Annotated in this window: 8 protein-coding genes and 1 tRNA gene; 4 read left to right on the top strand and 5 right to left on the bottom strand. The window is 70.0% G+C overall.

Features of this window, described 5'->3' with window-relative positions:
• Positions 1–2: 2 nt before the first annotated feature.
• From ACIP4Y_RS18865 to ACIP4Y_RS18855, 3 genes are all read right to left on the bottom strand, one after another.
• A complete protein-coding gene (locus ACIP4Y_RS18865) occupies positions 3–1,340 on the bottom strand; it encodes a restriction endonuclease subunit S (RefSeq protein ID WP_401394467.1) in 1,338 nt (445 codons plus the stop codon).
• Entirely contained in the window at positions 1,337–3,346 is a 2,010-nt protein-coding gene (locus tag ACIP4Y_RS18860; RefSeq protein ID WP_401394464.1) for an N-6 DNA methylase, read from the bottom strand. The genes ACIP4Y_RS18865 and ACIP4Y_RS18860 overlap by 4 nt, the downstream gene beginning before the upstream one ends.
• A 90-nt stretch (positions 3,347–3,436) precedes the next feature.
• Positions 3,437–5,674 (bottom strand): N-6 DNA methylase, encoded by a 2,238-nt coding sequence (locus ACIP4Y_RS18855; RefSeq protein ID WP_401394461.1) that lies wholly within the window; start codon positions 5,672–5,674, stop codon positions 3,437–3,439.
• 341 nt (positions 5,675–6,015) lie between these two features.
• Here ACIP4Y_RS18855 and ACIP4Y_RS18850 point away from each other — a divergent pair, with 341 nt between their 5' ends.
• From ACIP4Y_RS18850 to ACIP4Y_RS18840, 3 genes are all read left to right on the top strand, one after another.
• The gene (locus ACIP4Y_RS18850) at positions 6,016–8,481 is read left to right on the top strand and encodes an AAA family ATPase (protein WP_401394458.1); all 2,466 of its coding nucleotides are present in this window, start codon (positions 6,016–6,018) and stop codon (positions 8,479–8,481) included.
• Positions 8,481–8,849, top strand: a complete 369-nt coding sequence (locus ACIP4Y_RS18845) for a hypothetical protein (RefSeq protein WP_269653452.1) — start codon at positions 8,481–8,483, stop codon at positions 8,847–8,849. The genes ACIP4Y_RS18850 and ACIP4Y_RS18845 overlap by 1 nt, the downstream gene beginning before the upstream one ends.
• 100 nt (positions 8,850–8,949) lie before the next feature.
• Entirely contained in the window at positions 8,950–12,348 is a 3,399-nt protein-coding gene (locus tag ACIP4Y_RS18840; RefSeq protein ID WP_401394454.1) for a HelD family protein, read from the top strand.
• 247 nt (positions 12,349–12,595) lie between these two features.
• On the opposite strand, the gene ACIP4Y_RS18835 is transcribed toward ACIP4Y_RS18840, so the two are convergent.
• Both ACIP4Y_RS18835 and ACIP4Y_RS18830 read right to left on the bottom strand, forming a co-directional pair.
• Positions 12,596–12,668 (bottom strand) — tRNA-Arg (locus ACIP4Y_RS18835).
• 172 nt (positions 12,669–12,840) lie between these two features.
• Positions 12,841–14,124 carry a M6 family metalloprotease domain-containing protein gene (locus ACIP4Y_RS18830; RefSeq protein ID WP_401394451.1) on the bottom strand — a complete coding sequence of 428 codons (1,284 nt, stop codon included), beginning with the start codon at positions 14,122–14,124 and terminating at the stop codon, positions 12,841–12,843.
• 348 nt (positions 14,125–14,472) lie between these two features.
• On the opposite strand from ACIP4Y_RS18830, the gene ACIP4Y_RS18825 reads away from it, so the two are divergent.
• Positions 14,473–15,111, top strand: coding sequence for a TetR/AcrR family transcriptional regulator (locus ACIP4Y_RS18825; RefSeq protein ID WP_401395200.1), 639 nt, complete (start codon positions 14,473–14,475; stop codon positions 15,109–15,111).
• Positions 15,112–15,248 lie beyond the last annotated feature (137 nt).

Below are 15,248 nucleotides of genomic sequence, written 5' to 3'. Positions count from 1 at the left end.
GGCTACGCGGTGACTCCGTCCGTTACGTTGCGCCCGCTGGCGGTTGAGACGTCGAACTGGCCGGTTACGGCGGCGGTGATGAGGGCTTGGCGGCGTTCCGTCAGCAGTTCGACCTGGCGCCGAACCTTGTCGGTGAGATTGTCGATGCGCGAGTTCTGGCGGCGGATGGCCTCGACAATTTCGCTCTGCTCGTCCAATGGCGGCAGAGGGATACGCAACATCTGCAGATCCGGCACGTAGATCGTCTTGTGCGTGGAGCCCATCGCCAGCCGACCCAGCAGATCCGGACGCATGGCGCGGAGGCACCAAAGTAGGTAGTACGGGTTCAAAAGGGGACCGCAAGTCCAAGTGACGAAGTCCTGGCTCGTAGCCATGTCCGAGGCCATCACCCCCGAGTAACCAGCGGAAGCCGTCCGACAGAGGAAGACAGTGCCCTTTGGATGCAGCTCGGCAGCGGAGTTGGCGAGTCCCAACTCGCTGATTTTCTCGCGTGTCTCGTGGAGGTCTTCGAGGCGATCGTCCCGTACCTGCTTCACCTCGCCCGTCGTGACCCAGGGGATGGTGCAGTCCACCCACCACTCTGGATGAGACCGGCTGGGTGTATGTCCGCTGCCCATGCGGGCCATGAGCCCGACGCGCACTTCTTGCCATGACTCCGGGATCGACTCCAGCCAGGCAAGCGTGGACCTACGGCGCCCGGTATGTTCGCTGCCCGACACGGCAGCTACCACTCCCGCCGTCCGACGCTCGGCCAGACGGTCCAATAGGCGCTGTTCTGCGTCAACGAGGCCGTCGATGCGGGCGGTCTCGGCGTCGAGGAAGTCGGCGATGCGGCGCTGCTCCTCCAATGGGGGTAGCGGAACCCTGAGCTGCTCAATATCCGGCATGTAGATGGTTTTATGCGTCGAGCCCGTGGCGACGCGCATCAAGTCCGGAGCCATGCCTCTGAGCGCGTGCAGCAAGAACCTTGGCTCCAAGCGTGGACCGCAAGTCCAGGTTGCGAAGTCCTGACTTGTTGCCATATCGGTTTCCATGATGGCTGAAAATCCGACTGAGGCCGTACGGGAAAGGATGACGGTTCCTGCCGGATGTTTAACAGCAGCAGAGTGGGCGAGGCCAAGCGGGCTGACCTTTTCCTTGGTTTCAGAGATGACGCTGATGTTCCCGCTTCTGAGTTGCCAAACATCAGCCAAGGTGATCCAGGGCACCGTGCAGTTTTCCCAGTATTCAGGAACACTTCGACTGGGCGTGTGACCAGATCCGAGACGAGCGACAAGGCGGATTGGAGCTGTCGGCCAACGGGATTGTGCGAGCCACGGCGCAATGTTCGTGGCCGTCATGCCGTCACCTCACCCAACAGCGCCTGAATCTCCGCCTCCAGAGCCTTCAACTCCGCGTCGATCTCCGCAAGCGGCTTCGGCGGCTTGTACACGTAGAAGTGCCGCGTGAACGGGATCTCGTAACCGATCTTCGTCTTCGAGTGGTCGATCCACGCGTCCGGCACGTGCGGCAGCACCTCCCGCTTGAGGTACTCCTCGACGTCCTCGCCGAGCGGAACGTTCTCGTAGTCCCGCAGGTCAGCGTCCGGCTCCGGCGCGCCCTTGACCATCTGGACTTCGCCCTCCGGGTCCCGGACCCCAACCGCCTCCCGTACCGCCTTCGCGAACGGTGCTCCCGACGGCCACGTCAGGCCGGCCGCGACCACCGCGTCCTTGAGCGCGATGAACGCATCGGACTTCGTCGACCAGGACGAGCCGAGCAGCGTACGCACCGCCGCGACGAACTCCTCGCTCCGCTCCAGCCTCGCCACCGGCTTGGCCTCCGCCAGCGCCGCCAGCGTCTCCTCCGTCACCTCGAAGCGGAGCTTCAACGGCCGCTCCACGGTGATGCGCTGGTACCCGAAGTCCTCGTTCCAGAAGACCTTCACCTTGCCGTGCAGCGGGTGCTCTGCGTCCCCCGCGACCTGCAGCGCCTCCGCGTACAGCCGCGTGATGTCGCCGATGTGGTCGGGGCGGCCGTTCGTTCCGTCGCCCAGCTCCTTGCGCTTGTCGCCGAGCGACTTGCGCATCTTCACCCACTGGTCGCGTGCGTCGAGCAGGACGACCTTGCCCTTGTGGTCCTTGTCCTTACGGTTCGTCAGAATCCAGAAGTACGTGGAGATGCCCGTGTTGTAGAAGAGCTGGTCGGGGAGGGCGACGATCGCCTCCAGCCAGTCGTTCTCCAGGATCCAGCGGCGGATGTTGGACTCGCCGGACTCGGCCGCGCCCGTGAACAGCGGGGAGCCGTTGAAGACGATGGCGATGCGTGAGCCGCCCCCGCCGTTCACGTCCACCGGCTTCATCTTCGAGATCATGTGCTGGAGGAAGAGCAGCGAGCCGTCGTTGATGCGCGGCAGACCCGCGCCGAAGCGGCCGGCGTCGCCGAGCGACTTGTGCTCGTACTCGACCTCCTCCTTGACCTTCTTCCACTCCACGCCGAACGGCGGGTTGGCCAGGATGTAGTCGAACTTCCGGCGGGCGTGGCCGTCGTCGGAGAAGGAGTTGCCGAAGCGGATGTTCTCCGGGTCCTGACCCTTGATCATGAGGTCGGACCGGCAGATCGCCCAGGACTCGGGGTTGAGCTCCTGCCCGTACACCTCCACCGTCGCGCCCGGGTTGAGGGCCTTGATGCGGTCGTCGGCGGCGCTGAGCATGCCGCCCGTGCCGCAGGCCGGGTCCATGACCGTGCGGACGACACCCGGCACGGTGAGGGCGTCCGCGTCGGGCGCCACCAGCAGGTTCACCATGAGCTTGATGACCTCGCGCGGGGTGAAGTGCTCACCCGCGGTCTCGTTCGACTGCTCGGCGAAGCGGCGGATCAGTTCCTCGAAGATGTAGCCCATGTTGTGGTTGGGCACGACGTCGGGGTGCAGGTCGAGGTCGGTGAACCTGCCGATGACCTGGTAGAGCAGGTTCGCGCCGTCCAGCTTCCTGACCTGCTGGTTGAACTCGTACTTGTCGAGGACCTCGCGGGCGTTGTCGGAGAAGGCGCCGACGTAGATCTGCAAATTCTTCGCCGCGTTCTGCGGGTCGGCCGCGATCTTCCGCAGCGTGAGGTCGCTCTTGTTGTAGAAGGAATGGCCCGAGGCCCTGCGCAGGAAGTGGCCGGTGTCGATGTCCTGGCCCGCGAACCTGGCGACGGTCTCGACGACCTTGTCGCGCGTCGGCTCCAGGACGCACTCCAGGCGGCGCAGCACGGTGAACGGCAGGATGACCTTGCCGTAGTCGGACTGCTTGTAGTCGCCGCGCAGGAGATCGGCGACGGACCAGGCGTGGTTCGCCAACTCCGTGTGCTTGCTGCTGTTCAAGAGGTCCCGGCTTCCTTCCGAAGAGCGCCGTCCGGGCGGGGGACGGCAGGGATCCAGTGTGGTCGTACGCGGTGGGACGCGTGGGGCGTTTCAGACAGAACGGCTGTCCGGGGCACCCGACGTATCCGGGCTGCCCGGGGTGTCCGGTGGCAGGAGTACGCCGGCGGTGAGGCCGGTCGTCAGGGTGGCCGCGGTGTCGGCGGCGAGGGCGGCGGTTCGGCGGACGGCCGCGCGCAGCTCGTACACGCGGCGGAACGCCTCCCCGTAGCGCCGCTGTTCCTCCAGCGGCAGCAGCGGTACGCGCAGGCGGCCCGGTGTGACGTGCACGAGGGTGGAGCCGGTGGACGCGGAGGCGATGTTGTCGTCGGCGCCGAGGAACCCGGCCAGGAACCACGGGTCGAGGCGGGCCGGGTCGGGGCGCAGGAGATGTATGTGCTGACCCAGCAGGGCTCCGGCGTCCCGGTCGTCCGCGACCCGGGTCATCGCGGACTCCTTGCCGCTGCCCGCGACGGCCCGTACCAGGACGTCCCCGGCGGCGACGGGCTGCGCGGCGTCGGCGTGGAGGTCCATGGCCCCGCCGGACGGGGGGTTCCCGGTGGAGACGTCCTGGGCGGTGAGGACCGGCCGGTCCACGGCGGGGGCGGCGGAGCCTTTGGAGCCGCGGGTGCCGGGCGTCGCCGCCCGCAGCACGGTCAGGGCGCCGCCGCGCGCCAGGTCGGAGACGGTCGCCGTACGCCACTCGCGGGCCGAGGCTCCGGACGGCTGCCAGCCGCCGGACGCGGAGGCGGACGCCAGGGCGGCGACCTGCTCGGCCAGTTGGTCGTGCAGGTCGTGGACGCGCCGTGTCAGGGCGGCCGGGTCGATGTCGGCCGCGGTCGCCCGGACATGGCGGGCCGGGGTGACGTCGACGACGTCGTCGAGGAGGTCGACGAGCGGCACCGCGCGGGCGACGCCGGGCTCGTCGGCGTAGGCGTCGGGGGCGGTGGTGAACGCGGCCCACTGGCCGAGGACCCGCTCCGACAGCCCCTCCCAGTCGAAGGTGGCGCCGGAGGCCGAAGAGGTGGGGGCGGAGGCGGCGGAAGCGGAAGGGCCGGACCGGCGGGAGCGCGAGCCGCCGCGGGAGCCGGCACCCGCCGTCGCCGTACCGGTCGCGGGCGACGTGCCCGTGGCACCGTCCCGCTGCTCGCCCTCCCCGTCGACGAACAGCACTGTCGTACGGTCCGTGCCGCCCGGCTCGGGGCGCTGGAACACCCAGATCTGCAAGCCGATGTGGAGCGGATACGCGGCACGCGCCGGAAGCGAGACGACAGCACGCAGGGCCCCGCCGCGGATGAGTTCCGCGCGGACGCGGCGGCCGGAGGAGCGGAAGGCCAGCGCGGGCGGCAGCAGCATGACCGCGTGGCCGCCGGGCTCCAGGTGTGCGAGGGCGTGCTGCACCCACGCCAGTTCGGACTCGAAGCGCGGCGGGACCCCGTACGCCCACCTCGGGTCGTAGGCCAGCTCGTCGTGACCCCAGTCGCGGTCGGCGAACGGCGGGTTGCACAGGACGGCGTCCACGGTGAGGTCGGGGAAGGCGTCGGCGCGCAGGCTGTCGCCCACGCGGACCGCCGTCTCGGCCTCGGGTGCGGCGATCAGCAGCCGGACCGCGGTGCGTTGGCCCTGGACGGGGAGCGAGTCCTGCCCGAACAGCTCCTGTGCGCCCTGCCGTGCGGCTGCGGCGAGGAGCGTTCCGCTGCCGCAGGCGGGGTCGAGGACGCGGGACGCGCCGGCGGGCAGGAGCCGTGCCATGAGCCGGGCCAGGCCCTCCGGGGTCTGGTAGACGCCGGAGGCGGCGCCCTCGTCCAGTTCGCGTTCGGCGAGGATGTCGAGGGCGGCCTGGGCCCCCGCCTCACGAACGCAACCCAGCAGGGCGCGGACCGCGCCCGCGTCGTCCGGGCCGTAGCGGACCGGCTCGGCTTCCGGCACGGCGGCGGGTAGCTCTTCCGCGGTCTTGTCCGCCTGGGCGATCAGCTGGTCGTCGGGCAGGGCGGCGAGTTCGGCCAGTGCCTCCGGGGTACGGCGGGACGCGGCGGCCACCAGCGGGAAGAGTCGCGCGGCCACCCCCGAGCCGGGCCCCAGCAGCCGTAGTGCCGTACGCAGCTCCTCGGTCGGCGAGGAGGCGGAGGTGTGACCGCGACCACGCAGCCAGGCCTGGACGGCCGACAGGTCGTAGAGCGGGCTGGATTCCGTGCCTGCGCTGGGTGCCGGGAAATCGTCGTGGCGGCGGCGCCAGTTGCTGACGGTGGCGCGTGTGACCCCAGCGATGCGGGAGATCTCGGCGGCTGTCACGTGTGCGGAGGGCGCCGGTCGGGCTGGTGGCTGTTGGGGCATGGCGTGGGGTTCCGCACCTCTCGGGCCTGTCGGGTAGGGACGGTTAACACATTACAACAGCCGTCAAGAACGTCAAGCCGTTTGACGGTGCTTTCAGCGTTGTGCTTATCTGGTCACGCTTACGAAGGGAAGCATGCGCCGTGCCTCCGCAACCGCACCGTGAAGCGTCCTGACGTACCGCGCCAGGCATCCGATCTCTTCCGGTCCCTTTTCGTCGCAACGCCATACCTCGGGGCCGTCCACTCCGCGTCCATTCCGCACCGCAGTCGCCACCCACCGCACACACGGGAGGAACCCGTATGACCGTGACGGAACAGCCCCGGCAGAACGCACACCACCCCACCGGCCCCGCCCGTCCGGCCTCGTCCGACCAGCCCGTGCCCGTGGCCGATCTGGTGGAGGCCCGCCTGGCGGAGGAGGCGCTCACCGAGCCCGTGAAGGTGCTCCTGAGGGAGGCCCTGGGCAACGGCGAGCCCCGGGGAACCTCCTATGTCGGCCGGATCTACCTCGAATCCGTCGCCGTCGCCCGGTTCCGTGGCATCGGACCGCGCGCCTGGCTCAAGCTCAGCCCCAGACCCGGCGTGAACCTGGTCGTGGGTCGCAACGGCTCCGGCAAGTCCAGCATCGCCGAGGGCATCGAGACAGCCTTCACCGGCGTGAACATGCGATGGCAGGGGCAGCACGCGATGCGCAGCAGCAACTGGCGCAACCTCCACGACACCGACGGCAGGCCGGAGATCGAGGTCAAGCTCGCCATCGAGGGCGACACCGGCCGCAGCACCCTCACCCGCACCTGGGAGGGCGACGACTTCGACGCCTCCCGGGCCGAGCTCAAGCGCCCCGGACACGGCCGCGCCCCCCTCAGCCAGGCGGACTGGACGCAGGCCCTGCGGGACTTCCGGCCCTTCCTGTCGTACGTCGATCTCGACCGCATGATCAGTGGCAAGCCCTCCGAGATGTACGACGCCATCGCCACCATCCTCGGCCTGGGGCAGGTCAGCGCCGCCGACGGCCGGCTCCGCCAGGAGGCCAAGGCGCTCGAAGACGCGGACAAGGCGGCGAAGGCGGAGCTGCCGGGCCTCAAGGAGGCGCTGTACGAGCTGGAGGACGACGACCGCGCGGTCCAGGCACTCGTCGCCGTCGACACGGCGGGAACCCCCGACTTCGCGACCGTCGAAGCCCTGGTCGCCGGTCTGCCCACCGACGCGGACGATGGCCTGCTCGCCGGACTGCGCACCGAGGCCGAGGTGCAGGGACCCGAGATGGCGCAGGTCCACGCCGCCCTGGACCGTCTGCGCAATGCCCTCGCCGATATCGAGGACCTGCGCGGCACCGGCGCCGAGGACGCCCTGCGGCGTGCGGAACTCCTCGAACGGGCTGTGGCGCACCACGACCGTCACCCTGATGTTGCCGCCTGCCCCGTGTGCGGGACCGACGGGATGCTGGACGCGGCATGGGCCGCGGACGCCATCGCCCAGATCGCCGCACTGCGGCAGGAGGCGGAGGCAGCAGCGGGCGCGCGCAGCGAACTCCGGTCGGCCGCGCGGGCCGTGCAGGACCTCGTCCACACGCCCCGACAGATCCCCGCCGCCCTGGCCGACCCGTGGCGCGCCTGGACCGCCTGCCGGACGATCAGTGATCCCGGCGAGCTCGCCCAGCGCGCCCACGAGGCCGCCGCGACCCTGGCCGATGCCTGCGCCGCGGTCAAGGAGAACGCCGTCAGGGAGCTGGAGAAGCGGGACGAACGCTGGCGCGGGCTCGTCACCCGCCTGGCGGGCTGGGCGGAGAGGGCCCGTGCCGTGGAGGCGAACAAGCCCCGGCTGCGGGACATCAGGAAGGCGAGCGCCTGGATCAAGGCGCTGGCCGCCGAGTTGCGGGAACAGCGGATGGAAGGCTTCGCCGACCAGTCGCAGCGCATCTGGGAGCGGCTCCGCCAGGAGAGCAACATCGATCTCAAGGCGGTGAGCCTGAAGGGCAGCGAGAAGGCCACTGTCCGCAAGCTCGTCATGGATGTCACCGTCGACGGGCAGGAGGCCTCGGCTCTCAGCGTCATGAGCCAGGGCGAGCAGCACTCCCTCGCGCTGTCCCTGTTCCTGCCTCGGGCCGTCACCGCCGACAGCCCGTTCGGCTTCATCGTCATCGACGACCCCGTGCAGTCCATGGACCCCGCCAAGGTCAACGGACTCGCCCAGGTCCTGCACGAGCTCGGCGAGCACCGGCAGGTCGTCGTGTTCACCCACGACACCCGGCTCCAGCGGGCGTTCACCAGCCAGGGTCTGCCCGTGACGGTGTTCGAGGTCGAGCGGGCCGAGTCGTCCAAGGTGAAGGTGAAGCCGGTGACCGACCCGGTACGGCAGGCACTCGACGACGCGCGGGCCCTCGCCAGTACCGGTGACCTGCCGTCGGCGGCACGGACCCACGTGCTGCCCAGCCTGTGCCGTATCGCCCTGGAGAACGCCTTCCTCGAAGCCGCCTGGATCCGGCATCACCGCTCCGGCGCGCCCGAGGACAAGCTGCAGACCGCCGTCGGCAGCGCCGACAAGCTCATGAAGGTCGCGGCACTGGCCCTGTTCGGCGACGCCGGCCGGACCGGCGACGTCTACCGGGAACTGCGCACCCTTTGCGGACCGCGTGCGGTGGACCTCCTCAAGGAGTGCCAGAACGGCGCCCACGCCACGGGAGCGCAGATCGCCGACCCCCACCGCTTCGTGGACGACATCGAGATCATGGCGCAGAAGGTGCGCAAGCCGGGGGTGACTGCGTGATGAGCACTCCCACCACCTCGGTCGAGGAGCTCCTGCTGACGGCAGATCAGCTGCTTGCCGCCCGTACGGGCGCCACGGCCGCCGGCAGGCACCGCGGAGCCTCCCTCGCTCTGCGGACCGCCCTGGAGCTCTCCATCGACCGCGTGCTCGACGCCGCGGTGCCAGGGCTCGCCGACACCACGATGCGGGCCAAGATGCTGTGCCTCCACTGCTACACCGCGGCGGAGACCGCTCGCCGCACCAACGCCGTCTGGTCGCATCTCTGCCTGGGATGCCACTACCACCAGTATGAGATCGGCCCCACCCACGACCAGGTTCGCGCCTGGCGGACGGAGGTCGGCGAGCTGGTCGGGACGTTGACCATCTGACTGCTTGTTACCAGCAGGTCTCTGATAGTTATTTCGACGGGGCCGGGCGTATGCCCGTCGCAGCGTCCTCCGGGGTGCTGCAAGGGGAGGGGACATGTACATGGGCACCACCACGCGCGACGAGATCATCGCCGTCGAGCAGAAGGCGGTGGACCGCGCCTACGACTGCTATGCCGCACGGCTGGCCGAAATGACCGGGGGCTCGGTCGCCATGGCCTCCGCCAGCGGCAAGGACAGCGTCGCCAACCGGATCGTGGCCGAGGAGCGGGCCGCGGCATACGACGGACTCGGCAACGAGTCGCTGGTCATCGGCCGCGTCGACGCACCGGACGAGGACGAGCCCGGCAGGGGGCCCAAGACCTGGTACGTCGGCCGACGTGCCGTTTCCGACGTCCGTACCCGCGACACCGTCGTCGTACTGTGGACCAGTCGGCTGGCCAAGAAGTGGTTCGAGGCGCTGCCCGATGCCCCGGGCGAGGTGCTCCTGCGGCGGCGACTGCGCTGTGTACAGCGTGTCGTCGAGGACTACTTCGACGAGATCACTGCCGCCGCCCCCGTCCCGCAGCCACGGCCGGCGACAGACGACGCCCAGCGGGAGGCACAGCCCACGGAGCAGGCCACCGTCACGCAGAAGGAGGGAGCATCGAGCCCGCCCGTCCCAACGCCCGCCGACATCGTCCGCCTCCAGCGCCAGAAGCCGCTGCAACCCGACGACTTCCTCCTCCGCGAGCTTCAGCGCTCTCGCCGCGGCAGCATGCGGGACATCGTCGAGACCATCCGCCGCGACCAGATGGCCCTGGTCACCGGCTCGCCCTCCGACATCCTCGTAATCCAGGGCGGCCCGGGTACCGGCAAGTCGGCGGTCGGCCTGCACCGCGTGACCTGGCTCGTCAACAACGGGCACTTCAAAGCCCAGGACGTCCTCGTCGTCGGCCCCCATCAGCGGTTCCTGGAGTACGTGAGCCAGGTGCTGCCCACGCTCGGCACCCGGAACGTCAACGCCGTGCAGGTGACGCGCCTGTGGGACGGCGAGATCCTCGGCACCGACACCCCCACGGCGCGGATGGTGAAGTCCGATGAACGCATGGCGGCCGTCCTGCGGCGGCGCGTCGAGATCGAGTGCCGTCCCGAGGCCGTCGACGAGGTCACCACTACTGCCTCTTACGAGGGGGCCAAGCCTGAGCTCACCGTCACCGTCGGCAGCACGACCCTGCGCGTCCCGCGCTCCGAAATGCTTTCCCTCCTCGAAGACGTGCGCCAAGGCGACGGCTCCTACCGTGAGCGGCGCGACCGCTTCCGCGGGCTGCTCGTCGACCGCCTGCTGCGGGAACTCGTCGCCGTCGCCCCTCGCCGCAGCCGCGACGACACGATCCGCCGCGACCTGGAACGCAACCGTCAGGTGGAGCGCCTCATCGAACGTGTCTGGCCTTCGCCCGGCGCCAGGGAAGCCCTCCGCACCCTCTACGACTCCGAAGACCTCCTGCGCACCTGCGCCGAGGGCATTCTCGACGCCTCAGAGCAGGCCGCTCTGCGCCGTCCTCGGGCCGACACGGCCGACGCCGATCCCTGGACGCTCGACGACCGGGTCTGCCTCGAAGAACTGCGGTATCTCATCACCGGGGAGACCCCGCAGCGGTACGGGCACATCGTGGTCGACGAGGCACAGGACCTGACACCCATGCAGGCCCGCTCCCTGCGCCGGCGCTCCGCCGCGCAGGGCTCCATGACCATCCTCGGCGACCTCGCCCAGGCCACCGGCCCCCACACCCACACCGACTGGGACCGCCTCGGCACCCTCCTGTCCGACCACGGCGACTGGCGCGTGGCCGAGCTGAACACCAGCTACCGCGTGCCCGCCGAAATCATGGAGTTCGTCGCCCCGCTGGCCCGTACCGTCGCCCCCACGCTGTCGTACCCGCAGGCCGTGCGTGCGGCGGGAGAGGACGCCGTACGCACGGTCGCGACGGAGCCGTGGAAGCTCCTCGACGACACCGTGGCGGAAGCCACCCGCCTCATCGGCACCAGCGACGGACAGACCCTGCGCTCCGTAGCGGTCATCGTCCCCGACGACTCCGGCTGGCTCGACGAGATCAGTCGTCACCTGGACCTGGCCGACGGCATCACCGAGCAGGGGCGCGAGGCGGTGTCCGTGCTGGCCGCCGCCCAGGCCAAGGGCATGGAGTACGACCACGTCCTCGTCGTCGAACCCGCCACCATCGCCGACCGGGGCCCGGCCGGCCTGCGCCAGCTGTATGTCGCGCTCACCCGCAGCACCCAGAGCTTGACCGTCCTGCACACGTCCCCGCTCCCGGAGGCCCTCACGAACACCGACGGCAGCTATACCGAACCAGCACCTGCCGAAGGCGAACCAGGCATGGCAGACGCTGACGTCCCCGACATCGGTACGGACGTCCGAGTCCGCGTGACCGGCCGGGCACCCGGTGGCCGGTACAGGGTCAAGGCCCTGTCTCTCGCGATCGACGTCCCTCTGGTCCTGACCGTCCGCCACGGCTCGGTGCCCCCGCGTCCCGGCGCGGTACTGGACTGCTGGGTGTTCGCTCACGAGACGAACCACTGCCTGCTCACCGCGGACCAGCGTGGCCGCCAGCCCATCTCCCCCACCATGGTGGATCGCTATGTGGCGGCGCTCAGCGTCTTCGACGACCTGACCAACGGTGACGGAACCATTCCGGAGAACGCCCGTGATCGTTTGTCCGAGCTCAAGGGCATGGCCAACCGCGTCCTCCGCCGTGACCAGGCGGACTGGGTGGACGTGCGTCGCGTGCTCGGATCCCCGGACAAGCACCGCCTCAGCCTCCTGCGCGACCTGGCGGCGCACACCAACCGCATGCTCAAGGACAACAACCTGGACCTGAACCGACTCCAGGCGGACCTGGCGCGCGCCGACTGGGCCCAGGCCCTGAACGCGGCCCGAGAAGCGCTCCAGCACCGCCGGGCCGCCCCGGGCGAACCGGAAACCGAGAGTGCGCCCGCCTCCGTCGAACAGACGTCCGAGCAGAAGGAAGTAGAGCCTGTGACCTCCGAAGGCATGCCCGCCACGCCAGCGCCCGCCACGCCCGCAAAGGGACTTCTGCACTTGCTGGAGACCACGGCGGCCGCCGACCGCACGTGCAAGAAGCACGAGGCGGTGCGCCATGCTCTCAAGGCGGCTCTGCTCTGGGCGGACCTGGAGCCGACCGACTCCTCGGTCATCGATGTCAGCCGCACCGCGGAAGACGGCCACTTCCTCTACGAGGTCCTCGGTGCCGGCCACTCCACCTACGCCGACCTCCGCTCGGGAGCCACCCGCCTCCTGGAGATCAACCACACCCTGCCCGCTCCTGCCGACCGCCTTTACCTGGTGCTCTCCGAACCGCCCGCCGAGGACTGGTCGGCCGACACCGTGTTCGGTGTCTTCGGGGTTCAGGTTCTGTGGCGCACCTCCGACAGTTGGGGCGGCCACGACGTGGAAACCGCCCTGGGCTCCGGAGAGGCGTAACCACTTTGGACAGAAGCGCGATTCTTCCGTGCCCGCTCGTGGCTCCTTGGGTGCCCGAAGCGGAGCCAGAGCCCGATGGCCCGGAGAAGTCCGGGCCGGAGTCCGTGCCGGATGATGCTTATCCGCTGGAGAGATTTCGGGGATCAACTCTCCGCCCGCTCACGCAAACGGCCCCGGACGAGGAGTCCGAGGCCGAGCAGGAGCCCTCCCTGGGGGAGAAGTCCTAGGTCAGAGCGGTAACGCGTTGTGCCCCCGGCAGGATTCGAACCTGCGACACCCGCTTTAGGAGAGCGGTGCTCTATCCCCTGAGCTACGAAGGCGTGGGTGGGCGTCCTGGTGGGCGCTCGGTCCACAGGGTACCGGATCAGGGTGGGGCGGGGTGGAGGGAATGGGGCGAGGTCGGGGGGTGGGAGTGTGGAGGTCCTGCTTGATGAGGTCGGCCGTCGAGCGCAGGGCGGGGAGGAGGGCCTGGCCGCGCCTACGAATCCCCCCTCACGCCCGGCTGATCCGCACCCGGCAATTTCCCTCCTCGTCCATGCTCACCACCTGTACCGCGATGCCGTGCCGCGGATCCTTGAAGCTCTCGCCGGGTGTGAACGGGGCGTCGGAGAGTTCGGCGTGAATGTTGGGGCTGCGGGTGCAGCCGCCGCTGTTGCGGTGGCTGTCGTAGACGGTGACCGGGCCGCGGCCGGTGTCGACGGTGGTGTCGACCTTGTAGATGAGGAGGCCAGGGCGGCACACCGTCTCGTCGTTGCCGCCCTGCGCGCGGACCTCCAGTGCGTAGGTGGTGCGCGCGGTGACCGGCACCAGGACCAGCTTGCCGCCGCCGGCCTTGTACAGCGGTGAGAGGCTGTACTCGACGCTGCCCCGTGCCGCCGCGCAGCCGACCTGGCCGCCGTCCAGCCAGCCCAGCTTCCACTTGTGCCAGCCGAGCAGGTCGTTGTTGGCGCCCCAGTCCTCGCTCATGATGTCCCAGTGCCCGACCGCGCCCCCGCCCTCCTGGGTGTACAGGTCGGGCAGGCCGAAGGTGTGGCCGTTCTCGTGGGGCAGCACCCGGTAGCCGGTGCGGGAGTAGGAGCCGGAGCCGTCGTCCTGGCGGGAGTAGACGAAGGAGGCGTTGGCTATGCGGACGCCGTCGGCGACCGGGGCGTCGTCGTTGCCGGCGAAGGTCACGGACAGCACGGTGTCCAGGGCGGAGGGGCCGGCGTTCGGGGTGACGAGTACGTTCAGCAGGTCGTAGTCGCGGAAGTTCACCTTCGGGTCGGCGGCGGCCACTATGTCCTGGACCAGGGTCCGGTAGCCGGGGTCGAAGGGGGCACCGCGCTCTATGCCGTAGGACCGGAAACCTTTCGGCATGCGCAGCCAGGCGGTCAACGGGGTCAAGGGGCGGTAGTCGAGCCGGCCGTACGACGCGGTGCGGAACCACTCCTGGGTCTGCGGGAAGAACTCGTGGAAGCGGTCCATCGCGTTGCCCTGGCCGGGCGCGTCGGGGAAGTCGACCATCAGGGTCAGGGCGCGGACGGTGCCCGTGGAGCGGGAGTAGCCGGACGGGGTGGGCAGGCCCTCGGTCATCTGCACGTCCGGGCCGCCACGGATCATGCAGGGTACGAGCGCGGAGGAGCCGGCCAGGTTGACGGGTCCGGCGGTGGTGGGGAGCGCCCTGGGGTTCCCGGTCCCGGCCGAGGTGCTGACCGCGAGGGTCAGTGCGGTCACCACGGACAGGCCGGCGAACCGGCGCCGGCGTATGCGGCGGCGAGGCGGCGGCTGCGGCTGCATGCAGGGACCTTTCGCGCCACGGCAGCCGCCGGTCTCCGGCTGCACCCTTGCGCTCACCCTGTGTCGGGGCCGCGGCGGGCGCGCGCTGGAGAAGACCGATCGTGGGAAGGCGGCGCCGCGCCGGGGTGAATTCCGGCGGCTGCTGATTGTGTCCCAGGTCACAGGCATTTGTGCGATGGCCGGGAAATAACCGGGGACGGTTTCCCCGTTTAGCCCTGTGTCCGAGCGAAACGGGGACCGGCTCCCCGGATCGCCTTCGACGCCGACCGAGTGGGACGGGGGCCATCTCGTAGCACCGCGTCGGACCCGTAGCACCCCATCGACTTGAAGGAGTACGCCGTGCCCGCCATGACCGCCCCCGCACCGCGCAAGGCGCCCCGGCCGCGCGCCGACGCCCTGCGCAACCGGGAGCGGATCGTCACCGCCGCCCGGGAGATGTTCGTCGAGCACGGCCCCGACGTGCCGCTGGACGAGATCGCCCGCCGGGCCGGTGTCGGCAACGCCACGGTGTACCGCAACTTCCCCGACCGCGATGCGCTCGTCCGCGAGGTCGTCTGCTCCGTCATGGACCGCACGGCCGAGGCGGCCGAGCAGGCCCTCGCGGAGACCGGGGACGCGTTCGCCGCCCTGGAGCGCTTCGTGCACACCGCCGCCGACGAGCGGATCAGCGCGCTGTGTCCCATGGTGTCCAGCACCTTCGACAAGCACCACCCCGACCTGGAAGCCGCCAGCAAGCGCGTCGAGCAGCTCGTCGAGGAGGTCATGGGCCGGGCGAAGGCGGCCGGGCAGCTCCGGCCGGACGTCGGCGTCGGCGACCTGATGATCGTCGTGGCGCAGCTGAGCCGGCCCCCGGCCGGTACGGACTGCGTGCGCGGCGACCGCTTCGTCCACCGCCATCTGCAGCTGCTCCTCGACGGTCTGCGGGCCCCGGCCCGTTCCGCCCTGCCGGGCCGGGCCGTCGGCCTCAGGGAGCTGCGCCCCTCCTGACCGATCAGTTCCGCTCCCGGCCCGAGTCCACCTCCCGGCACGGCAGCCCTCCGGCCGCCGTGCTCCTCTTCACCTTTCCGCCTTACTCCGTTTTCTCATTATTTTTCGCCGCACCTTCCGTCACGAAGTGGGTATCT

Origin of the sequence: Streptomyces sp. NPDC088810, assembly GCF_044750305.1 — a bacterium.
In the GTDB taxonomy this organism is placed as follows: domain Bacteria; phylum Actinomycetota; class Actinomycetes; order Streptomycetales; family Streptomycetaceae; genus Streptomyces.
This window is presented reverse-complemented; position numbering and strand designations above follow the sequence as displayed.

What these genes read in the sequence shown, in the direction of transcription:
- ACIP4Y_RS18865 (WP_401394467.1), bottom strand. Translation starts at nt 1,340, where the DNA reads ATGACGGCCACGAACATTGCGCCGTGGCTCGCACAATCCCGTTGGCCG.
- ACIP4Y_RS18850 (WP_401394458.1), top strand. Translation starts at nt 6,016, where the DNA reads ATGACCGTGACGGAACAGCCCCGGCAGAACGCACACCACCCCACCGGC.
- ACIP4Y_RS18845 (WP_269653452.1), top strand. Translation starts at nt 8,481, where the DNA reads ATGAGCACTCCCACCACCTCGGTCGAGGAGCTCCTGCTGACGGCAGAT.
- ACIP4Y_RS18840 (WP_401394454.1), top strand. Translation starts at nt 8,950, where the DNA reads ATGGGCACCACCACGCGCGACGAGATCATCGCCGTCGAGCAGAAGGCG.
- ACIP4Y_RS18830 (WP_401394451.1), bottom strand. Translation starts at nt 14,124, where the DNA reads ATGCAGCCGCAGCCGCCGCCTCGCCGCCGCATACGCCGGCGCCGGTTC.
- ACIP4Y_RS18825 (WP_401395200.1), top strand. Translation starts at nt 14,473, where the DNA reads ATGACCGCCCCCGCACCGCGCAAGGCGCCCCGGCCGCGCGCCGACGCC.